Source organism: Candidatus Uabimicrobium helgolandensis, from assembly GCF_041508025.1.
GTDB lineage: Bacteria > Planctomycetota > Uabimicrobiia > Uabimicrobiales > Uabimicrobiaceae > Uabimicrobium > Uabimicrobium helgolandensis.
Genome location: NZ_CP165719.1, coordinates 2,452,612 through 2,476,549, shown reverse-complemented (window position 1 = coordinate 2,476,549; position 23,938 = coordinate 2,452,612). Strand labels below are relative to the sequence as shown.

The 23,938-nt window shown below is 35.1% G+C and carries 12 protein-coding genes; 6 read left to right on the top strand and 6 right to left on the bottom strand.

Annotated elements, in window-relative coordinates; all coding sequences use genetic code 11:
* Positions 1-40: 40 nt before the first annotated feature.
* Both UABHE_RS09030 and UABHE_RS09025 read right to left on the bottom strand, forming a co-directional pair.
* On the bottom strand, positions 41-835 hold the full coding sequence (locus UABHE_RS09030) for a hypothetical protein (RefSeq protein WP_372369924.1): 795 nt from the start codon (positions 833-835) through the stop codon (positions 41-43).
* 122 nt (positions 836-957) lie between these two features.
* A complete protein-coding gene (locus UABHE_RS09025; RefSeq protein ID WP_372369923.1) occupies positions 958-1,878 on the bottom strand; it encodes a hypothetical protein in 921 nt (306 codons plus the stop codon).
* Between the two features lie 282 nt (positions 1,879-2,160).
* Here UABHE_RS09025 and UABHE_RS09020 point away from each other — a divergent pair, with 282 nt between their 5' ends.
* A complete protein-coding gene (locus tag UABHE_RS09020; RefSeq protein ID WP_372369922.1) occupies positions 2,161-3,483 on the top strand; it encodes an MATE family efflux transporter in 1,323 nt (440 codons plus the stop codon).
* Between the two features lie 683 nt (positions 3,484-4,166).
* On the opposite strand, the gene UABHE_RS09015 is transcribed toward UABHE_RS09020, so the two are convergent.
* The gene (locus UABHE_RS09015; RefSeq protein ID WP_372369921.1) at positions 4,167-8,018 is read right to left on the bottom strand and encodes a DUF4062 domain-containing protein; all 3,852 of its coding nucleotides are present in this window, start codon (positions 8,016-8,018) and stop codon (positions 4,167-4,169) included.
* Positions 8,018-8,338 carry a hypothetical protein gene (locus UABHE_RS09010; RefSeq protein ID WP_372369920.1) on the bottom strand — a complete coding sequence of 107 codons (321 nt, stop codon included), beginning with the start codon at positions 8,336-8,338 and terminating at the stop codon, positions 8,018-8,020. Before UABHE_RS09010 ends, UABHE_RS09015 begins: the two co-directional genes overlap by 1 nt.
* Before the next feature lie 314 nt (positions 8,339-8,652).
* On the opposite strand from UABHE_RS09010, the gene UABHE_RS09005 reads away from it, so the two are divergent.
* The 3 genes from UABHE_RS09005 to UABHE_RS08995 all read left to right on the top strand — a co-directional run bounded on the left by UABHE_RS09005 (position 8,653) and on the right by UABHE_RS08995 (position 16,735).
* Positions 8,653-11,367, top strand: a complete 2,715-nt coding sequence (locus tag UABHE_RS09005; protein ID WP_372369919.1) for a protein kinase — start codon at positions 8,653-8,655, stop codon at positions 11,365-11,367.
* The gene (locus tag UABHE_RS09000; RefSeq protein WP_372369918.1) at positions 11,357-14,200 is read left to right on the top strand and encodes a protein kinase; all 2,844 of its coding nucleotides are present in this window, start codon (positions 11,357-11,359) and stop codon (positions 14,198-14,200) included. Before UABHE_RS09005 ends, UABHE_RS09000 begins: the two co-directional genes overlap by 11 nt.
* 231 nt (positions 14,201-14,431) lie before the next feature.
* On the top strand, positions 14,432-16,735 hold the full coding sequence (locus UABHE_RS08995) for a protein kinase (protein WP_372369917.1): 2,304 nt from the start codon (positions 14,432-14,434) through the stop codon (positions 16,733-16,735).
* A 115-nt stretch (positions 16,736-16,850) separates the two neighbouring features.
* On the opposite strand, the gene UABHE_RS08990 is transcribed toward UABHE_RS08995, so the two are convergent.
* Complete coding sequence (locus tag UABHE_RS08990; RefSeq protein WP_372369916.1) at positions 16,851-18,044, bottom strand: GTP-binding protein; 1,194 nt, start codon at positions 18,042-18,044, stop codon at positions 16,851-16,853.
* Between the two features lie 343 nt (positions 18,045-18,387).
* The gene (locus tag UABHE_RS08985; protein ID WP_372369915.1) at positions 18,388-20,226 is read right to left on the bottom strand and encodes a hypothetical protein; all 1,839 of its coding nucleotides are present in this window, start codon (positions 20,224-20,226) and stop codon (positions 18,388-18,390) included.
* A gap of 290 nt (positions 20,227-20,516) precedes the next feature.
* Here UABHE_RS08985 and UABHE_RS08980 point away from each other — a divergent pair, with 290 nt between their 5' ends.
* A complete protein-coding gene (locus UABHE_RS08980; RefSeq protein WP_372369914.1) occupies positions 20,517-22,532 on the top strand; it encodes a hypothetical protein in 2,016 nt (671 codons plus the stop codon).
* Between the two features lie 10 nt (positions 22,533-22,542).
* Entirely contained in the window at positions 22,543-23,937 is a 1,395-nt protein-coding gene (locus tag UABHE_RS08975; protein WP_372369913.1) for a formylglycine-generating enzyme family protein, read from the top strand.
* Position 23,938 lies beyond the last annotated feature (1 nt).

Here is a 23,938-nt window from a genome sequence, read left to right as displayed (position 1 = left end):
CAAAAACAGAAATGATCTTATCCAACAGCGATTTATAAAGTTACTTTTTCTTGATTTTTAAATAGACAGCTTCATTTGGTTTTTCTTCGTTAGGTAAAAACCGTTTTTTCCAAAAGTTCTTGGTCTTTTTGGTTTTAGGAGCATTATGTTTGACTACCTTAAAACCTTTAGGAGTTTTTATGGAAAGTTGAGTGTAAGACTCTTCTAGTGCTTTAGTAAGACCTGGCATAATACCTTCAACCATTTGTAACTGATCTCGTGAATATTTTTGCTCGTTCTCTGCTGCACGCTGCTGAAAAATAACGTAGTCACCTTTTTGCTCAACATCAAGTTTAAATTCAAGACCTTTGCTACCGCCTCCCATACCACCACCAGGAACTTTTCCACCCATTTGTGCTGAGTATTTTTTGGCAATTTCGGTAGCGGAGATATCCATATCATTCATGCTTGTCAAGGCAGCAATATTTGCAAATGAAAATTTCATATCAATAATCATAACTTCGCCTTGTTTTTGGCTTTTTACCTCGATAATTTTGACACCTTCAGGAAGGGCTTTTTCAAGGTTCTTCTTTTCTTCGTCCATACTAAATTGCTGTGTTCTTGCCATAAAAATCGTTTTGAACTGCTCTTTAGTCGCGCCTCGTAGTTGCTGTTTACCCATTTTAGAAAGATAACTATAAGCAAAGCTAGACATTTGATTTAAATCGATTTTTGTTCTTACGGCATAAGTTCCAGATAAGTCAGAGTTGAAACTCAAGGAATAAAACTGTTTTAAACATCCTGTTAGTGAAAACGAAAGTAAAACAAACAGGAAGATTGAAAATTTGCGAAACATAAATTCTCCTTATCAATAACAATAGTAGTGCACTAACTAACATTGAGGCGTATCGGTACGCCCTAGTGGTAGGGCGCATTCCTAAACGAACAAATGTTTTGTGTAAAATCAGCTATTTTTACTTATTCTTCTTCTAAATCGTTCAAAATATCACCTAATGCTTTTTTTTCTTCTTCAGTAGCATCAATTCCTTGTAATAACTCGTCTAAATCGGGCTCTCCTAGACCTTCGCCTTGTTCTTCACTAGGAATTTCACCTTGCAAATCATCGTCTGCACGAGGTTGTACAGGTGCAGGTGCAGGGGCATCCATATGTGAGAGTGCAGCACGTATGTCTTCTGTAGCTTCTAATAAAATATCTTTAAGCAAATCATTGAATTTAAAATCTTCGCTGATATAGTATATTGAACTAAAAGTACTACCTTTTTTACGATAATTTCTCTCCCACATTACTGTACCAGTTCTGTTTTTAAGCTGGAAGGTAATATCGAGAGTGTTATTATTAATAGTAACTGGTGCACCTAGTACCCAAAATACAGGACTAAGAAGAGAAACGCCGTAAGTATTAAACATACCGTAGTAATTACTTGAGTTGATAATACCTTGCAAAATTAAATCAGAACCTCTCATTGATTTTCCAAAATATGTTTTCGAAAAAACGTTTGCCGCACTTAATTCGTCAGCAGTTGCGCGAGCAATATCTTCACGCGGATTCCATTTTGCGATTTTTTTATTTGCTTTTTTATGATGATGGGCAACGCGATGTCCACCAAGAAATAACCACTGATTGTCACTAACTGTCCATTTCGCTTTTTCAGGAACGTCAAAATTTTGCGATCCCCAAAACATTAAGGGAATAAGAGTGATTCCACGCGAATCGGTGTTGTCGTTGCCGCGCTTGTCTGCAAATGGCAAAACAACAACGTTTGCGTTCATTAGTGGATCGCTTATTGCTTGTGGTTCCGCTTCATAACGAAATACTTTTTGGGAAATGCAACCTGTTAAGAGTACAGTAAATACTAGAAATAATATAACATTTTTCATCACATTGTGGCGAGGGTCCCAAATTTTCAGGAAGGAGTCGTTACTTGGGTGCAAAGACAACAAATATCGAAACCATTTTAACCTCGCATCTCCTTTCTGAGAGTAAAAATAGCCGAAGGCTTTTGTTGCGATCAAGCGCAAATACTCTTTGCATTGTAAGTTACTTTTATATATAAAAGTGGCGAGTGTGGGCTATAAATTTACATAGGAACATCCTATTCTATTGTAACATTTTGTGACAAAATTTGCTAAAAACAAAATCTTTTTATGGTAGTTAAATATATGGAATCAAACCGAGTTAACCGAATTTTAAGTTTATCGCTTCCAATTATCGGAGCGATGATTTCGCAAAACGTTCTAAATCTTGTAGACACTGCGATGGTTGGACAGTTAGGAGATGCAGCTCTTGCTGCTGTAGGTTTAGGCGGGTTTGCTATTTTTATGTGCCAAGCAATTATTTTAGGTATCTCAACAGGTGTACAGACAATTGCCGCGCGGAGAAAAGGCGAAGGCCGCGAGGATGAAATGGCGAAATCCCTTAATGGTGGAATTATGTTGGTCATTATGGCAGGTATTCCACTTTCTGCGATTCTTTATTTCGCAGTAGAAAGTCTATACCCTTACCTCAATTCGGATGCAGATGTTATTGCCTTAGGCGTACCATATATGCAAATCCGCATTTTATCTATGATATTTGTAGGAACAAATTATGCTTTCCGCGGTTATTGGAACGCTGTCGATTTATCTCGATTATACATGTCAACACTTATTATTATGCATAGCACGAATATTTTTCTCAATTATATTTTTATCTTTGGTAACTTCGGTGCACCAGAACTGGGAGTCACAGGAGCAGGACTTGCAACTGCAATCTCTACTGTAATTGGAACAGTTTGTTATTTTTCGCTTGGCTTTCGCTATGCGCGAGATAATGGATTTTTAAAAGGACGCCCCGATCCGCAAACTTTTCGATCGCTACTATCTCTTTCTATTCCAAATGGACTACAGCAATTTGCTTTTGCTGCAGGATTTACAGCGACATTTTGGATTATAGGACTAGTAGGCCCGTCGGAAGTTGCTGCGGCATCTGTTCTGATTAATGTTACTCTAGTATGCATTCTTCCTGGTATTGCTTTCGGAATTTCTGCGGCAACTCTAGTAAGTCAAGCACTAGGAAAAAAAGATCCGCAAGATGCGCAGCAGTGGGGTTGGGATGTAACAAAAATAGGTTGTTCTGTGCTGTTTGTACTTGGACTACCAATGTGGATTATCCCTGAAACTATTTTATCTATATTTATTATCAATCCAGAAACAGTCAGTTTGGCAAAAATACCGATGATTCTAGTAGGGGCAACTATAGGATTTGAGGCTATAGGTTTAGTCCTAATAAATGCATTGTTAGGAGCAGGAGCAAGTAATGTTGTAATGATTACTTCTTTTGTCACTCAGTGGATATTATTTCTACCTTTAGCATATTATGTTGGCCCTGTTGCTGGCTTTGGTCTACTTGGGATTTGGCTTTGTCAGGCAGGATATCGCGCTTTGCAAAGCATTATTTTTGCTATTGTATGGTACCGTGGAAAATGGAAAGAAATAAAGTTATAGTAATTAGAAATGTTCTGAATTACGGCCTGAGGTCACCTATACGGTGCATTACAAAGTAAGAAAATCAAAGGCTCTATAAGGTTTAACAAAGAATTATCTCTTATGTTGTAAGGCTTGCAATAGCATGTTTGCCTTGTTATTCCTGTAAGAGCACATAGCTATCAAGTTAAAAAGTATAAAAATTATACTCTCAACTTGATAGCTGTGTGTAAAAGCAGGTACCCAGGCATATAAAAATTTGAATAAATTATGCTGAAATTAGGGCGTGTCATCATTCAAAATATTGTGTGTTTTTTCGAGCCCGAGCCCGTTTGCGAGCCCGTTTCCGAAACTTTCACTAACAATTTATCAAAGAAGCAAAGTTTCTTTTTCCATCGCAAAAAACTAGTATTGAACCAATAAATCACTTTCTGTCGCTCTCAAAAAGTTTTCGGGCGCGGGCTCGCAAACGGGCTCGGGCTCAATACTACTGGCGTATCATTAAATGAATCCGTTATATTTTTATCTGTATTGAATGATGATACGCCCTACTGCTTTCATGACAATAACACTATTTCTTTTAGTTAACAGTAGCCGAGCTATACCTTTCTCGGGCTCGAAAAAACATTTTGAATAATGGTAACCTTAGCAATATCTATAAAATCAAAGTGTCACTTGAATTGAAGAGCGCAATAATTTGAGAATTAAGAGTTTATTAGCGCATCGATATTACAAAAATACAGAACCCCACCTTCGTCTCCAACAACAACTAAGTTGTTATATATCTTAACGGAATTGACCATTCCTTCAGCAACAAACATTGCGACTTCTTTTTGAAACTTAGTGTCAAAAATGCGTACCGTTTTGTCAGAACTACCGCTCACTAAAAAACGTTCGTCTTCATTTACATCTAAACAATAGACAGATGCAGGATGTGGCCAATCTATCATCAAAAGTTGATTGCGCCATTCCCAAACCTTAACACTATTGTCTAAACCTGCTGAAACAATCCATTCATCATTATTTGCAAAATGAACTTGTTCTATTGGTAATTGATGAGCAAGGTACCTTATTATTTTCTCGCCGCTTTCCGCGTCCCAAACACAAATATGCTTATCTCGTCCGCAAGTTGCAATGTACTTATTGTTTTTTGAAAATTGTACATCTTCAATACTATCTTCTTGTTTTAACTTTAATAACTCATCTCCACTAACAGCGTTCCATACTTTCGCACTATAGTCGCGACTAGCGGAAGCGAATTTTTTGCCATCTATGGAAAAATCAGCAGAAAATATACGAATTTCTTGCCCAGAATTTATTTGTCTTTCGCTGCGATCATTGGTGTTCCATAAATGAATGATCGAATCATCTCCCACTGCTAAAACATTTTCTCCATCAGGTGAATAAATGGCTTTTTGTAAAGCTTTATTTGTCGTTGCAAAAACCTCTATAAAATCACCGCAAACATCCCATAACATAATTTTCTTATCGAAACTAGCGGTCATAATTTGCGAAGTCTTTTTATTTAGACAAATAGAGGAAATATGATCGCGATGTCCTACGCGCTCCTCAGGCTTAGCTCTTGTTATATCCCAAAAGCGAATAGTTGCATCTTCGCTACCTGAAACAATAGTTGTTTCATCTATGAAAATTACTTTATGAACCCAGTCGCTATGGCCAAATAGCGTTGCTGTACATTCAGCACTCTCTATATCAAAAATTTTAAGTGTTTTATCACCACTTGCTGAGACTAGATAGTTTTGTTTTGGAGAAATTTGCAAACTATATATCCAGTCGTCATGTTCTTCAATGTTATGCTTTAGAGTATAAGAAGGAAGATCCCACACTTTAATGGATTGATCTTCTCCTGCTGAGGCCAAATTATTTCCGTTATCAGTTATTGTTAAAGAGTATATTGCTTTTGGATGGGCATTGATTTCTTGTTTTAGTTCGAGATCACTACTCAAAATATAAATATCACCATTTTTGCAACCACAAATAATTTCGGTTTCATCATGGTTGTAAATCGCACAAGTAATTTCATGTGGTAGTTCGATTTCTTTGAGTCTTTTTCCGTGATGAAAGTCCCACAAAATACATTTTTTATCCATACCTGTAGACAATAGCTGATTGTTTACCTGCGAAAAAGCTAAACTGGTTGTTGTCGGATTATGTCCAGTCATTTTTTGCAGCTCGTCGCCATTTGCAGCATTCCACGTGCGAATAGTTCGATCGCGACTCGCCGAAGCAATAATTCTTTCATCTTTGGACAAAGAAAGAGTTGTTACCATATCATTGTGTCCACAAAGAGTTCGTAAAATTTGCCTATTCTGCGAACTCCAAACTTTAATTTCGTTGTCTGTTCCACCTGAAATCCACAATGTACTACGAGGGTGGCCAGCCACTGTCAAAACAACATGTTCGTTATTAGGCATTGTTTGTAACAATGGGGAATCTTGAGCAACTTGCTTAGGATGACGTGCATTTAAAGTGACAAGCCTACTTTGATATTTATCCTGCCCTTCTTCCCATAACTTTTTTAAATTTACATTCTCGTTACAACGATTGAACAGTTGTTGGAAAACTAGGTTAGGGAAACGTGTAATATTGTGATATTCGTTTAACAAAGCTTGTTTCAATTCTTCTAAAGAATCGCGACCAATTCCTACAGGCATTTGTTCTACTGCAATATCGAAATCTTGTAGCAATTCGTAAGTCATAGCATAAGTACATTTATTCTCAATGAATTCAAGAGTTGTCAAAGTTTTAAATGTTTCTCCCCATTGTTTCGAGGAAGTCAAATGGTAAACAGCTTCGTAAAGAGTGCGATGATAACTAAAACCTTGCTCCATAAAAAATTGAGCTAAAAACTTATGGTTATTGTTGGTGAAATTACTATATTTCTGTTCTACAGCTTCATAAACTTGTTGGTGAAAGAAATTTAGTCTCTCGCCACGCATAACTAAATAAGAAGAAAATAAGTGGTATAAACGCGCCCAAATAAGAGCAGGTAATTGCTCTTCGTCTTCTCTGCGTAACATTATACGCAGTTCACCTACTTGTAGTCCTCCTCTTGCTGTTGCTAACGCGCACAAAAATTTTCGAACAAACTTTTGGCCAAACATAACGTCTTTTTCTAAACGTTCGAACATACGCGCAAAAAGTCCTAACACATCTTGAGGTAAATTAGCGAGAACTTCGCGAATTTGATGATATATATCATTCCCTCCTAGTGTTCTACACTCTTCTAAGGCTACTTTCAAATAAAGAGGGTGTGCACTTTCTTTTTTTTGCACTAGGAAATCGACGCTTTCATCGTCAAGAACCTTGCCATACTGAGCTAAGTAATCGACAATAAACTTTTTGCGATCGTCTTTGCTGAGTGGCTCTAGGTGACAAGTCTCTGCCCTAAATCTATTCTGTAAGGCTTTTTTGCTCTCTCCTGGTAATGTGCTAATAATGAATTTGATGTTTTCAGGTAAATCATCAGGTAACCAGTGTAAATGATGAGCTTCATAGAAATCTTGAAGTTGATTTACTGCATCGATAACAATCACTATTTTCTTGTTGGTGTTGCGTAGAAGATCGGCAAAAAGTTTGCGAAGTTTATGATAGTCGCGATTGTAAAGGATATTTTCTTTCTCGCTAAGTGCGTAACAAAGACGTTGTAAAAGCCTACTAACATCTGTCGATGTTGCACTGGCACCAACAAAATGATACAAAAGCTGTTCTTGTTGTTGAGAGAATTCACTACAAAATTTAGCTAAAAATGCCGATTTTCCACTTCCTGATTCACCAGTAACCATTAAGTAGTTATGCGGAGAGTTAATGAAGTTGTGAAGTTTCTCAAAAGAATTACTACGTCCAACATAGACCTTAGTATTCAGAGCAATAAAGTAGTCCATTGCTTGCTGTTCATCTGTAGTAAACACATCATTGCGATCACTAGGATACTGACGGTCTATTTCTTCCCACAAATCTTGGAACATTTTTTGCGAAAACTGTTGAAGTTCAGAAAAACAACCTGTTTGTGATTCATTCCAAGCGCAAATTTTATTTTGATCCCACGAACAGTTATATTCAGAAGTAGCGAGATCACTATCTTTTATTTGTTGTTTAAGTTCTATTAATTTTTTGGATTCTTGCGAACCAGGAACTTCCCAAAAGTCTTTCCTATGTGTTTCGGGGACTTGCTCGCTTGCTTGAGGCTCGCGAAGATAAAAAAAACTTTTTCGTGTATTTTTACCATCAAAAATCCCGTATTGGATTTCATCATGAGTAATAGAAATATTACTATTTTCAGGAATAGTGCCGTAGCGCTCTCCTAGCAAACAAACAAAGATAGTACTGCGATCTATTTCTTGACGACAGACATCCACTGCCATTTGATTTTCAAGAACTCCCCATCTTAAATCTATATCTTCAATAAGCACACGACGTTTGCGACATGCTTCGCGCAGTGCTGGTAAAACTCCGCGGACAATTTCTTCGCGTTCAGCGTGCATATCGCGAAAAGTAGAAGATATAAATATACGCACCACATGCCATTTTTTCATTAGTTAACTCCCCAATTATTTTTTTGTAGCCAAATTTTTGCTTTTTCGCAACAGTCTCCTTGTAATTCAATGTGGCTTTTTGTTGTAGTCCCACCTACTCCGCAAGCAACTTTGAGTTTTTTGCCTAAAGACTTCAATTCTTTTTCTTTTAGTACTAAATTATCAATTATAGTAACAATTTTTCCTTTTTTGCGTTTAGCTAAAAAAATTTTTATTTGCTGTTCCCCAGGGGATAGTGATACAACCTTTGACTGATCGCAGTTTTCTGAATCAGCAGACACAAAAGTCCATCCTTGTCCTTTAGTTATTTTTTTTGGCATAGCATTTCTTTCTTCTATTCTATTTTAGATTGGGCGTTTTGACACGCTCTAGTGGAGGAGCCCAACATGGAGAATGTTCTTATTATGGACGAATATCATAGCTAACAGCAGTAAAAATTACAATAAAATGTTAGAGTTTGACAACATGACACATTCATTACTACTTGTTACCGTAAAAAAAAAATGGTAATATCTAAGAGAGTGTAGTGGAAAACAATATACCAAATTTTCTACCACCCCTAAATAACAATACGAGTAAATATTTGGCGTGTTTGAGCCAATTAAATTTTGGAATAAATTCCAAGGGGAAAAGGATGGAGAAAGAAAAACTCAAAAAGTTAATTACAATTGGAATTATTACCCCACAACAAGCTTCTAATTACCTCCGAGAATTGTCACATATTCCTTTAAAAAATTGGCTAATAGAACATCGCTACCTAAATGAGCAACGTTGGCAGCAAATTTTTTCTACGCAGCAGCAACTGTTACCACAATCTTTTATTTTCTCACCAAACACACCTTCTAAAACTGTAGACGACCAGACACAACAAGAAATAACCGCAGAACCTACAAAACAAATGAACATAGAAAAAGAAAGAGTCTTTCTTCACTACGAAATACAGCAAAAAATTGGTGAAGGTGGCATGGGAAAAGTATATAAAGCACGTGACAGTATTACAAATAGAATCGTGGCACTTAAATTTATCAGTGGAAGTATTATTACTAATGACGACCGCAAGCGTTTTTTGCAAGAAGTGCGTGCTATTTCGCGATTGGAACACGAAAATATTGTGCGGTTATATGAAGTAGGCGAACAGCCCACTTTGTACTATGCAATGGAATATATTGAGGGAAAAACCTTAAAACACAAAAGCTTTCACAATTTTGCGCACGCGCAAATCGCCGCTATTTTTGAGCAAGTATCTCTTGGTCTTCACTGTGCTCATCAAAAAGGAATTATCCACCGCGACATCAAACCTGATAATATTTTACTAACAGAGAAACACCAAGTTAAAATAACCGATTTTGGTTTAGCAAAAGATAATGAAATACAAAGTAGCATTTCGCGAACAGGTAATATTGTGGGAACCCCAGCGTATTTATCTCCTGAGCAAGTCCAAGGAACAAAAATTGATGCGCGCGCAGATATTTATTCTCTGGGGGCAACATTATACTATATACTCACCAAACAGTCGCCCTTTCGAGATGAATCATTTGTCTCTCTTTTCTTTGATATTTTACATACAATTCCAACCGCGCCCCGACGTTTTAACAATGACATTTCTAAAGATTTGCAAGCAATCTGCTTAAAATGCTTAGAAAAAAAACCTTCTCTTAGATACAATGATGCCCAAGAACTAGCAACTGACTTGCGCAATTTTATCGAAAAAAAGCCAATTACCGCTCAGAAAAATAACCTGCGCACAGTTTCGCACCAACTCCGAAAACTTGCAGGAAAAAAGTGGTTGCTACTACTGTTGTGTTTGAATGTCTTGTTGTTCAGTTATGCTAATGAGAATAGACAAAGATTTATAAATGCTCCTCGCGAATCGTTGCGACAGTTCATAGAAGGAGAAAACCTCAACCATTATGAAAAACTGGCTGAATTTTGTAAATCAAAGCCACGGCAAAGGTCGTTTCAATACCTACAGCTGTACAACCAAGCACAGTTGTTATATCAAAAACGTCAGATAAACAGAGACACAAAACAAAATTCAATGTCTATTTTAACAAAGTATATAAAAAAAATTACTGCTCTACAAAAATCTACCAAATTACTCAAAAAGCAAGATGAAGATTTTGACTATTTTATCTTATATGCTAAGTACAAACTTATACATATAGATGTTGTAAGGCTAATAACAAATAACTTTACAAAGAAAAATATTGCAACAAGATTAAAAATCAAGATCGAAAAGCTTAATGAAAAATTATTAACAAGTGGGAAATTACCGCGATATCAACATATGCAAAAACAACTCCGCGCCTTTGAAGAAATTGCCAATGTTTTTTTACAGAGAAAAACTAAAAATCCGAAACAAAACAATTTAACTTTTTCAGGTTATGGAAATTTATTTTTAGCTCATCAAGAAGGTGCTACGCTTAATTTGGTTTTAAAATATCTACATAAAGCTCTAAGAATGATTCCTTTTGAAGAACAAGTTTATTTGAAGCTCATGGAAGTGTACTCTAAAATAGAATTCTATGAAGAAGCGATTTGCCTTCACAACCATTTACAAAAAATCAATCCATTTCTCATAGAATCAGATATTCTACTGATTAAAATACTTATGAAGCAGAGAAAATTTTCTAAACTAGATAGCTTATTTTCTAAACTAGAAGTTTATAACAAACCCGAAGTGTTATTGCTTAAGTGTGAGTATCTCTTTCTTATCAATGAAGATCGCCAAGCTCTAGTTCTTCTCAATAAATTATCGAAAAAAAGACCAAATAATTTCCTCAAAAGAGCCATAGGAAAAACGAAATCACAAGACGTACATGCTTCGATAAGAATTTCTACATTCTATACTCTCAAAAGAGAATTCGATTTGGCTGCGGAATATATAAAGCAAGCAGAGCTTCTCTTCAAAACACAAGAAATGCAGGATAAGAACAAAAAATCACGTATTAATTCAAGAATACAACGTTTAAGAATAAATTTATATCGCGCAAAGTTACAACAGAATCAATCGAAGTTTTCAAAAGATAAATTTGATAGTCTTTTCAAGGAAAAAAATGTTACAGGAGGGACAGAAAAATTTATTACTACTCTGAACATTATTTCTTTATTTGCAGAAAGTAATATTAATATCGGCAGTCACCTAGAGTATTTGAAAACTGCAAGCAACGATTATTGCTTTTTTATGACGTACGCAAACTATTTATTTCACCAAAAAAAATACCTTGAGGCAATTGTTCATTGGGGAAATGCAATGTACTTACAACCTATTTTTCATAATTATATAAAACAAAAAAAATTACATGCTTTAGAGCTTTATGAAAAAAGAAAACTAACTCATGAAAAGTAAAAGCAAAAAAGAACTAGGCAAAAAAAACATAATAAATTTACTACCAGGTCAAATGTTCAATCAGTATCAAATTCACAACATTATAGGAAAAGGGGCAATGGGCGTCGTCTATAAAGCATTTGACAAGCGTTTACAGCGTTATGTTGCCTTAAAGGTATTACAAGCAAGTTTTATAGGAGAAAAAGAGCACAAGCAGTTTTTACGGGAAGTCAAGGCTATTGCAAATTTAAACCACGACAACGTTGTTCGCCTCTTCGAAGCTGGTGTAAATCCTACTTATTACTTTACAATGGAGTATATAGAAGGTGAAACTCTTTCGCAAATAATTGCTAATGAAGAATTAAGTCAACAAGCAATAGCACGTATTATATCTAAAGTTGCAATGGGCTTATATCATGCTCATGTAAAGGGAATTATTCATGGTGATATAAAACCTGACAACATAATGATTACTAAAAATCGCGAGCCAAAAATTATGGATTTTGGTTTAGCAAAAGACCGTCATACTTTAAACGCTTCTCAGAGTGGTATTCAAGGTACTCCAGCATATCTGGCTCCAGAGCAGTTACAACAAGAAAAAATAGATAAACGGGCAGATATATATGCATTAGGGGTGACTATTTACCGTTCTTTAACAAATAAATTACCGTTTAATGAAAAAAATTATGTCTCGCTTTTCTACCAAATTATGAACGAAGAGCCAATAAAGCCGCGAACAATTAATAAATTGATTTCTCCTGACTTAGAAATAATTTGTCTAAAATGTATACAAAAAACAGCAGATAAACGTTATGCCAATGCCAGATTTTTAGCGCGGGATTTGCAAAATTTTCTAGTTGGTAGGCCTTTATGGGGAAAATCTTCTAACTTGTCGGCATTTTACAAGCGATTTTCTATATGGAGACTAGAAACTCTCGCTCTTTTGTTTTCAATATACTTTTTATTTATAATTTTTCAAGGTTCTAAAAAGCCATTATACCAAGAAACAAACACTGTTTTATTACCATGGTATAACAAAAAACAGACTCTTTCTTTACAAAAAATAAATATGCTATCCCAAAGAGCTAAACTTCAAAATAGAAAGGCATGGCCAGAAGAAATTCGAAATTTTATGGCGACATCCCAAGATGTTGACTTCAATCAAAAGTCCATAAATCATAATTGGATTAATCAGCTCTATGACGTAGCAAAGCAAATACTACAGAGAGCAAAAAGACAAAATTTTTCTCAAGAAAATTGCGAAATAGCTTATAGTTTTTTAGAAATGATTGCCGAAGTTGAACATGGTTCTTTCGTCCAAAAACCTGAAATCAACTTTGAAAAGATTTGTGATGCATGGTTATCTAAATTAGATAGATCAAGTAATGAATACAAAAGATTCCAAAGTGCTAAAGAAATTTATTCTTTAAAAACACTAGAAGAAATTGAAAACGAAAAGAAAAATGGCAAAAAGCCTTCCAAGACCAAACAAATGATATTTAAAGAGCACTCAGAAAAAGCAACTTTGGCTCAACATCATTTTTCGGTATCTTTTGATATTCAGTCTAGATGGCTAAAAGAAAAAAACCTACTCCACGCCATTGCATTAAAACCTAATTTTCACTTTTATACTCAACTCGCAAATTTTTATATGGAATATTATTTATATTCGGAGGTAATAGCTTTATCTAGAGCAGAGCTGAAAGAAAACCCTCACTCTCCTTTTGGGCATTACAACATGGCGTGCGCTTTAATTTCTAAGGAAGAATACAGTGCCGCTTTACCGCACTTAACTTTTTTAGAAAACAATTTTTTTAACACACATAGAGAACGTATGTTTTTTCAAAAAGTACGTTTATTTATTATTAAAAAAAACAAAAAAGCAGCCCAGGAATCTTTAAACCAAGCACTACAGTGGGTTAAGGAACATAAAAATGAAAAATATTATAAAAATGCAAAACTTAGACTTGAAAAAGAGTGTGATATCTGGCAACAAATGATAAATAGTATTGGTGGTAAAAACTTTAGCGCTCTTCCACTTAGTAACGAAGAAAAAGCACTCTACTTCTTTGAAGTAAACAGAGTAAACGAAGCGTACAAACTTATCAAATATGCAAAAACTCCTTTTTTAAAACTAGCAATATACCGGAAAATGCTTAATCCAAAAAAACTGGAATTCGCAGCGCATATTAGTATCTGGAAAGAAGCATGTGACTTGGCTTTTGGAATATTAAAAAAAGAACAAAACCATAGTGCAATTATTTATCGTTATGCCTTTGATTTCTTAGGAACAATAATTCATAAAAAAGCTGTCCCAAACACAGGTTTGGCTACGCTTAAAGAACTAGGCCAAAAACTAGGCGATTATTATTTTGTGTATTTTTATATGGCAAAATATTACAGAAGCCAAAACCTTTATAACGGTACTATTTATAACTTAGCAAAAGCAAAAGAACTTGCACCGTGGTTCACAAAAGAAATTATATTAGAAGAAAAAATCGCTTTAATGCGCTGGTATAAGGGGAAGAACGTCAAGAATGCGCAATTTTTAGCGTACGAAATAATAGATGATTATAAAAACTCTGGTACCGCGCACATTTTGCTTGGTAGTATCTATACTAACAAAAATATCCAAAAAGCAAAATATCACTTTGATCAAGCAAAACAACATCGACTTTCCCTGCGCGATCAGCTCGATTTTTATTATGATCGAGCTATACTATATGAACAGCAGAAAATGTATGATAAAGCAATTAATTATATGAAAATATACATACAATTTCAGCCGTTTATATACGCTACTGATGCAATAAATAGATGCGAACAAGCGAAGCTAGAATCAAAAGAAAAGTAGACTATGAAAAATTTGAGATTGTTAAACAACCACTATCAGTTTCAAAAAAAATTGGTGGCACGAATAAAGTATATTTAATGTATTATTTGCAGAAATAGGTGATTTTCGACTGGAAAATAAGGCTCAGTCAAGCGCAACAGAAAAATGGTCTTAGCGAAATCACTCGTATTGAAAAAGCTATCAAATGAATAAACTTAGTAAATAAAACAAATAATAACTTAGGATTTGACAATGGACTTAACGCAAAAAAAACACTGGGAATTGCAAAGCGGTGAACAACTAGACACCACGCAAATTTTTTCAAAAATTATTGCGAAACAAATTGACACAAATAACATGTGCCGTACTGCCAATCAAGCTTGGCAACCTATCCATAATGTCTTTAAATTTATTGGACACTACGGTGTTTTACGTGAATTAGGAAAAGGGGCTTTCGGGACCGTCTACTTAGGTTTCGAGGTGCATAAACATTCAAAAAAACAACGATTTGTCGCTATCAAAAAGCCGGCGGAAAATATAATTAAGCAATATGCCCAAGAAGAGGGAAAACATGGCACAGAAGGGGAAATGTGGGCCAAAATGGCTATTGGCCAAGCATTCTCTGAAGAAGCACTACTTACGGCGCGTTTGGCAATATCACCTTATGTAGTAAAAGTCATTGGGCATAGTGTTTCCGAACCCTATTTAGCGTTGGAATTTTGCAACCAGGGAACTCTCGCAGAGCGTATGGCTCAACCGTATAACGCTCATGACATTAAAAATTGGGGATATCAAATTGCAAGCGGTTTACTTGCAGCCCACACTTTACAACCAGATCACCTTATTCATAGAGATCTGAAACCACAAAACATATTGCTGCATAACGATGATATCAAAATTTCCGACTTTGGAACTTCGCAAATGACCTATATGACAGAATCGTTGCGTTCTCTAAAAGGTGGGTATACACCTAAATATGCTGCCCCAGAAGCTCTCAATGGTCAAGCTTATTTAGCAACAGACATTTGGTCACTAGGCGTTATTATGTACAAACTTATTAGTGGTGAATTTCCTTTTATTGCTACAAATATGACACAGCTCATGGTAAAGATAATGAACAACGCCCCAGCGCCTCTTTCACAATGTAATGAACTAAATGTTGATCCTGCGATTTGTTCACTTGTTGATATGTGTTTACGTAAAGAAGCTACAGCGCGTCCATCTGCAAAAGATTGTGTTGATGCATTTTCTTCGCTAAAGTCTGCGGCTTCCAATACAGACTTTACTATTTCTACTAGTAAACCAGTACAGCGTGCGCGAGAGAATACTTCAAGCGCAGATACCGCGTCGCTAAAAACAGTATCCGCGCAACAAAGCGCCGATCGAACTGTTTCTCAAAATCAAATGACCTCAAATACTTCGCAAACGGCAACAAAAATTTCTGTTATTCAAGAAAATTTACAACAAATCAACGATTCGAATAGTACACCGAAAAACGAAGAAAAAAAAGAGCCTGCTGTTCGCCAAAAAGTCAAAAAGTCAACTTTTTTACGGAAAATTTCGCTAATAGTGTTTATTGCTTTAATCTCTATTCTAGCATTTTTTACAATAAAAAAATATTATCGTCATTTTTTACGAATGGTAATATCAGAAAAGGTACGCAGTAGAAAAAATACAAGTAATCCTCAGACAACAACTAAAAATACCAATAAAAACAATCGCATAAAAAATAGAAGTAAAAATGATACTGTAAAAAATACCCCTAGTAAGAATCCAAATAGTAGAAATGACTCTAATAATAACACTGTAAAAAATACCTCTAGTAAGAGTCGAAATAGTAGGAAAGTACTTATTAAGTCATCTGAGTTTCATTATCTCGGAAAAAAACTTTACAAGTGGAGAGAAACAGAAAACATAGTAAGAGAATATATACATAAAAAAACGGGGATTTATTTCGTATTAATTCCTACACCAGAAAGCATAGAGCCGTTTATGATGTCAAAAGGTGAAATTACACAAGAAATTTGGTTGCGATCTCAAGGTAAGAACCCTTCGCAATTTACAAAACTTCCCAAAAGTGAAAAAAGACCTGTTGAAAACATAAGTTGGGTTGAAGCAAACGAGTTTTGTGAAAAATGGGAATTTGAGTTACCAACAGAGAAGCAGTGGGAATATGCATGTCGATCAAGAACAAAAACAGTTTATTATTGGGGAAATAATTGGCAACCACAGAACGTCATTTGCGCAGAGTTTTGGGATTCAAAATTGCGAAAAAAAGGAAAGCGGTTTAATAAAGTTGATTGGGAAAAGGAAGGAACAGTAACAGTACCTGTCGGAGTTCTTCAACCAAATGCTTTCGGTTTACATGATATGTTGGGTAATGTATTTGAATGGTGTACGAATGAGGGGATTCAGCCAGGAACAAAAATGATTCGCGGAGGAGGTTGGTATTCGCCAGGAATACAGTGTAGCCCAACATTCACTCTTTACGTTCCGCGCAATGAAAAGCGCAATAATATTGGACTACGCGTAGTAAAAAATTTTTCTGTAAAGTAAGAAATTTTGTTATATGAGTTTAAATGATTGATACTCGCGGTAGTCGTAAGGCTTTCATATTCAAAGATATACGAAAATCGCGAGTATTTCAAGGCTATTGTTGGTTTGCTGTGAATTACTTTACATCCCAAGGAAAAGGGTCGTTTAATTTTCCCCAATTTTTAGTGTCCATGCGTTCTTCTTTGATCACACAGCTATCTATTCTTTTTAAGACTTTGTCTGCATCTAAGCCAACGCCAATAAATACTAATTCTTGGCGTCTATCACCAAATACTTTATGCCAGTTTGTTTTGATTTCAGCGACTTCTTTTTCCTCTTGCGGCCAATCTTCTTCAGGTTGTGCTGCCCACCACATGCCTATCGGACGGGCTGTAATCATTTTTCCTGCTTGAGAAAGTTCGCCAACAAATTCTGGTTTCGAGGCAATCCAAAAGAATCCTTTAGAGCGCACGATTCCTAGAGAATTGTCTTTTAAAAAAGAAAATAATTTTTGTGGATGAAAAGGATATACACTACGATACACAGCACTTTTTATATTGTATTTTGCTGTTTCTAATTTATGTCCTTTTAGGTTTTGTATTTCTTGCATCCATACAGCGAAATCTTGCGCTTCATTATAGTCAAAAAGACCGGTGTTCATGATTTCATCTAGATTTACTTGTGAGTAGTTACAAGTTAGTATTTTTGCTTTGCCATTCAACAGACGAAGGATTTGCATAGCTTGCTGGTGTTGTTCTTTGTCAAGTAGGTCTACTTTATTGAGAATAATTACATTGGCAAATTCGATTTGTTCAACCATTAGGTCGGCGATGGAGCGTTCGTCTTCTTTGTTTGTTGATTTGTCGCGATCTTTTAACATTTCTACGCTATAAAAATCATTAGCAAGTCGAGCTGCATCCACTACTGTTACAAGAGTATCTAAATTGGCAATATCAGCTAGACTAAATCCTCTATCATCAACATAAGCGAATGTTGCCGCAACTGGCAAAGGTTCAGAAGCACCTGTTGATTCAATTAGCAAGTAATCAAATTTTTCTTGCGCAGCAAGGTCACGTACTTGAGATAACAAATCGGCTCTTAGTGAACAGCAAATACAACCATTTGAAATTTCGATAAACTCTTCTTTGCTATCATTGACTTGCACTTGGTTGTTTTTTAGTATTTCGGCATCAATATTTACTTTGGCTACGTCGTTTACGATAACAGCAACTTTTTTTCCTTGTTGGTTACTCAATATATGATTGAGTAATGTGGTTTTCCCTGCTCCAAGAAATCCAGATAAAATTGTGACTGGTAATTTTTTCGTCATTTTTTTCCTAACACGTCATATTACTTACATCAAATTACTAGAACATATTTAATACGCCTAGTTTTATTTCTTGAAAAATTAAACCACGCAGGTAAAGATTTCTCTGCGATTTCTGTGGTTTGTTTTTCTTTACTTTTTAACTAAGTGACCTGCCAAAAGTATTTACCATTGGCATTTTGTTCTTTAATTTTCTAGCTTTGTTGCTCCTCAGTTACGCAGCTACGGCTGTGCGCCATCGTCGCGCCTAGCTATAAAAATAAAGACCTGCATTCAACGGGTAACTACTTTTGTCAAGTCACTTAGAACACCGAATAGTTTTCTCTTCAGCGTTCTAGTCTTGGTATTACTTGTATTTAAAATAGACATTTTCTACTTTATCTTCACTTGCAATGAACCAGCGCTGGTGAAGTTGATTTATTGTTACAGGCATTGTATATGTTTTTTTTTCACAAACAATATAAATTTCGCCTGTAAATACGAATGGTGAACCTTTTATTTGCTGATGTATGTTTACTAATAATTGCACTTTCTTTTGAGACCAACTTATGTGTAAACGAGGATAACCAGCGCGAAAAAACCATTGATTTAAAAAAGAAATGGAAAATGTTTTTAGAATATCTTCATAACTATGTATTTTTTTATCATGTACTATTTTTTGCCAGATGATTTCAAATTCTTTATCTTGTAAACGATTTCTCAGCATGTTTAGTACAAACGAAAACTTTGCGGTAGTGACTTTGGGATGAGTAATACTTAATGGATGAGCAAGTGCATATTCTTTAAGGATATTAGACTGTGTGTATTTTTTGAATTCACGATCTATGCTTGAATGATAAGCTTTCTCCCCTTGTGAATTGAGGATATAAATTAATCCCAAATAATTTGCCATTCCTAAGCGTACATTTTTATGCAAATGTGTTAACCATAGCATTGCTAGACTTTTTATAAATGACAATTCTTTAGTGCTTTTGATGGAAGGCGTGTACAAAAAATGTCCATGAGAAAACGCTTGATTGGTTATAACTACGTCAAATGTAATTTTTTGGTTGAGTAATTTTTGCAAAATGAATAGTTTTTTACGCACTTCTGAAACAATTTCTTTACCTACTCCAAGAGCAACTAGTTTGTTCTTGGGAGAAATTCTTTCAATAGCTGTTTGTTTACCAATGTATAAACAAAATGGAGAATGTTGATTGATATTTTCTTGGTAACGGCAAACATTGAGTCCGTTTTCTATACTCAACGTTTGCAAATGGAGATGATTTGTTACTAGCGATAAATTTTTAGAATAGTGTATTGTATGTTTGTAGGAAATTGGGTTTGGAGAAACGCTGGGGAAATGTAGTTTTATGCACTTTCCTCGTTGATATTTAATGCTTGCTTTTATTTGTACATGTTTACGTGGATGTTTGTTATAAATAATTATTTTTTGAACCCCAGGATATGGTGAAGTTTCTATTTGCCAACGACAGCGAGTTTTTGGTGAAAATAATACATCATGTATACGTCCTATTCCTATAAACAGTGTGATTTTGCGAGGTGTTTCCAGTTGTACATTAAAAGAACAATTTATATCAATGCTAGCGGTATTTACTTTTATAATAGTACGACATTTAGAAAGAACTGTTGTAGGGTTTAAAAAAGACTTTATTTGATTTTTGGAACTTTGGTCGTATAAGCGAAATAGTTGTTTGTTTTTGCGCCACTTTAGACGCCAAAAAACATTTTCCCAACTTTGGATTTGTGAAGATGTTTGCCACACGGCGACATTTGTAGTGAGCTGTATTATTGTATATGCGTAACCTTGTACGAAACCTAATTCTATTACGTGTGACCCGTATAAACTATAAATTAAACGTTGTGCTTTTTTGTTGTCAATTATAACATTTTCGAGTTTGAGTATTTTACAATGTGCTGATTTACTTAGTTCGCGTGAACGCTCATTCATATCTTTGTATGTTCCAGGAGTAAAAGACATTAAAGCTAAACGCGACTTTGATAATGATGAAATGTAGAGAAATACATATTGCTCTACTGATCTTTCTTCAAATACTTTCCAATCGCTTCCTGGAAGGATGGTATATATTCCCAAATCTTTGTTGTCTACAATATAAGAGTTATTGGGAGCTGCAAAGAGCTGTAAACTAAAGGACAGTAAAAAACAAAAGTGAAAAAAACGCATAAAAATCCTTCTAGGAAAAATTTTTCCATTTGATATACTTGTGTTTTACATTAAAATATCTTTAATATTTTGTATTTGTCGGCACATCCTAAGGATGTGACATAAAGAAATATCTAAATTTTTGCCATATTTTTAAAGTGGCTCAACAAAATATTTACACTGCGACACTCCTTAATTTGTTATCTCGATAGAGACCTTTAATATAGACGAACTCAAAAGAAGTTTGTTGTAGAGGTTCTTGCATATAATTTTTTGCCCCAAGTATTACTACTCATTACTACAGGTTAATTATGCCTTATACAATAAAAAATTTTAAGAAAGATTTGATTGCTCGACCATCTTTAGTACCTCTTGTATTGTTATTTAGTAGACAACTTATGGGAAAAAACATAAAAAAATTTGCTGAAGGAAAAAGTGCAACAGAATTCGCGAATGTGGTTGTTTTAGTTTTAAATACCAATATTCCGCAAACGACAGCTAAATTTTTGGCATATAATCTATATCCACAAGTAAAAGGAAATTCTCAGTCAGTACTCAAAAGTCTTGCAAAATGGGAAAAAGAGAAAAATCATAACAAAGTGATTAAAAGTTTTTGTAATGTTTTGCAGAAAAACAGACTATCTCTTACGCAAAAAAATGTGACCCCTAAAAAAAAATTAGGCGTGTGGCGTAATCGCATTCAAACTATCTCCGCGAGTAAAAAGGTTATCGGTAAACGTGTTAAAACGATAATTCAAAGTAGTCCTAGAGCGATGAAAAACTTATTTCGCGAAGAGACTTTTACTTCTGCTTCGGCCCCTATAAAAAAAAGTAAAACAATTTTAGGTACAAATTCTCCCTTACAAGATAAAGAACTCGAAGATCTTCGCGTTCAAACGCTTGTTTCATTTCATAAACAAAAACCAAAACCGTGGACTGCCATTCCAAATGAGCGAGAATTTTTGCGCGCCAGAGCTAAAGATGTGTTTAAGATTTTGCGTAGTATATCTTTGATGACTAGTTTATCTAAAGAGCAAAAGAAATTTGTTACTTTTTTAAAGAATACTTTGATGATTCGCTCTAAATTATTGTGGGAAAATGAAATTATTGTGAATATAGTTAATCAAGGAACAAAATCTTATAACCACACACTTGATAGATTGTCGCTTATTTGCTCAAAAAAGAGTATTAATCGCAAGATACGGGATTATTTACACTGTTGCACAGAAGTACACTTAAAAAAACATGGAGAGTCTTTTCGTAAGCAGTTTGAACGAACTTCTACAACAAAAGAGTTAGATAAATTACTTGATAAGTATCCTTTACAAAGTACAACAATTGTAAAAAAATATAGGAATTTAACTGTTATTTATCAGATAAAAAATATTGTTCGCGCGTACAACCGAAATCCGCAAAAATTAGCCTCTATTATGAATAAGTACTTAGGTCGTTATGGGGAAACTAATATTAAAAATAAATTGCAAAAACTACTTGTGTCAAATAGTGGTGATATGACAATTTTTAGAAAAATTCAAAATGAAAGAAATATTACTAGTTGCTTGAATACTTTGAAAAAGTGTGAAAGAAATGTTACAGTGGATAAAATTTTAGAACTCACTAGTTCATTTATGCGTCCTGAAAATAAGATAACTTTTTCTGGTTTCAAAGCAAGTTTAAATTTTGTTTGTTCGCCGCTTAGTAACAAAATAGAAACTCTAATGAAAGCGCATCTGGTACTAGAGTTAAATAAAGAAACGAAGGCGCTTCTGTACTCAAAAGAGCCAGCAGCATCAAGATTAAGTTTGTTATTAAAATTATTTACACTTGCTAAGTACCAACAGTCAAGCATCAGTATTTTCGAAACCTCGCCGCGTGGTGTTGCTGATAAGATAAAAGTTATAAAAGCTAGTTCTCTGCAACAGTTACAGCGGAATATACAACATTCATTTCCATCACCACAATTTCCAAAAAATTTGCGCGTTTTAATTGAGCAAGCAAAACAAAATCAATCATCTCGCGGAGAAAAAAATATCGCTAACTTTTTCCTTTCTTTACAAGATATTGAAAATAAAGTTAGAAAACGAGAATTACTGCTAATTAAAAATGAAGTAATTAATCTTTTTAAATCATATGGTAATATCAATTTTTCGAGTACCACATCGCAACAATTTTTGAATGGTTATGCCATTGCACGTGTAATCGAAGAATACTATCGTAACCCTAAGCGAAAAACAATAAGCCTCTCTACTGATATTAATCCGAAGGTAAGAGGAAAAGTAAAGTCAATGATTGATAGCGAAAGACAAAGACAACTGCAAAAACTATAAGGAGCGCCCCATGCACCAAGCGCAAGCATTTATCGCGATGCCATTTGATCAGAAATTTCATTCGGTCTATAAAACAATTCGCGCCGCATGCGAATCACTGAATATCAAGGTAATTCGTATTGACGAAGTGTGGGCGAGAGAAGACATATATAAACAAATAGAGGAAGAAATACTTAAATCGGATTTTCTTATAACCGATTTTACCGGAGATAGAATGCTTGAAGTGCCAAATCCAAATGTTGTTCATGAAGCGGCATTTGCGCGTACCAAAAAAAAATATCTGATTTTAATGGCACAAGATCATAAATGTCTTCCATTTGATTGGCGAACACGCCCAGCTATCATTTATCAAATGACACCTGAAGGATTGAAGTATTTAGAAGAAAGACTGGTTATTGGTATTCAGGCTCTTATGGAAAAAGAAGACTTTGGACATGATTATGAAGAGGCAACCGCGAATAATTTCATGCATGGTTATCCTCAACAAATGCCACAACACTATATGCCGATGAACTATGCGACTGCTCCAATGAATTATACTCCTAGCCATAATACAACTCTTAGCGAAATAGAGTCTTTACTTATTACCAAACAGGGACAACCTGTTGCAGTGAATAGCAATCATAATTCTCGTCTTCCAAAAGGTTTTAGTAAAAAGAAAGATTCGATTGTATGTCGGATTGACAATAGCGAAATGGTTCATGTTCCGACAGCTGAGTTTAAAATGGGATTTGAGGATGAAGAGCCGGAACATCAAGTTGTGCTGTCAGAATACTTGATTGATAAATACCCGGTAACTAATAAACAATTTGCAAAGTTTATCGACTCTGGAGGATATCAATTTCAAGGATTTTGGAGTGATCTTGGTTGGCAGTGGCGTGTTAATAACTCTATTTCACTGCCCGCTTTTTGGGACAACCCAAAATTTAACGATGCTTTATTGCCAGTTGTAGGTGTTTCTTGGTATGAAGCAATGGCTTATGCTGCTTGGGTTGGAAAACATTTACCAACAGAAGCACAGTGGGAATTAGCGGCTAAAGGAACAGATGGTCGCCAATTTCCTTGGGGAAATGAAGCTCCTTGTTCGCAAAGAGCAAATTTTCGCGGCCAATCTAATCATCTTACCTCAGTGAATAACTTTGATGATATTGCTTCAGCATATGGTTGTATTGATATGGCAGGAAACGCATGGGAATGGTGCTACGATTGGTATGATGATGATTATTATGAAAAAAGCTGCCGTGAAAATCCCGTTGGTCCGCCGCAAAGTGAAGATGAGGAAAAAGTTTGTCGTGGGGGAGCGTTCTCTTATGATATCGATACGCTAAAAGTTTATCATCGTTTTTTTGGTATAATCACTTTACGAGATAAAAGTTCCGGTTTCCGCTGCGCTAGAATTTTATAGG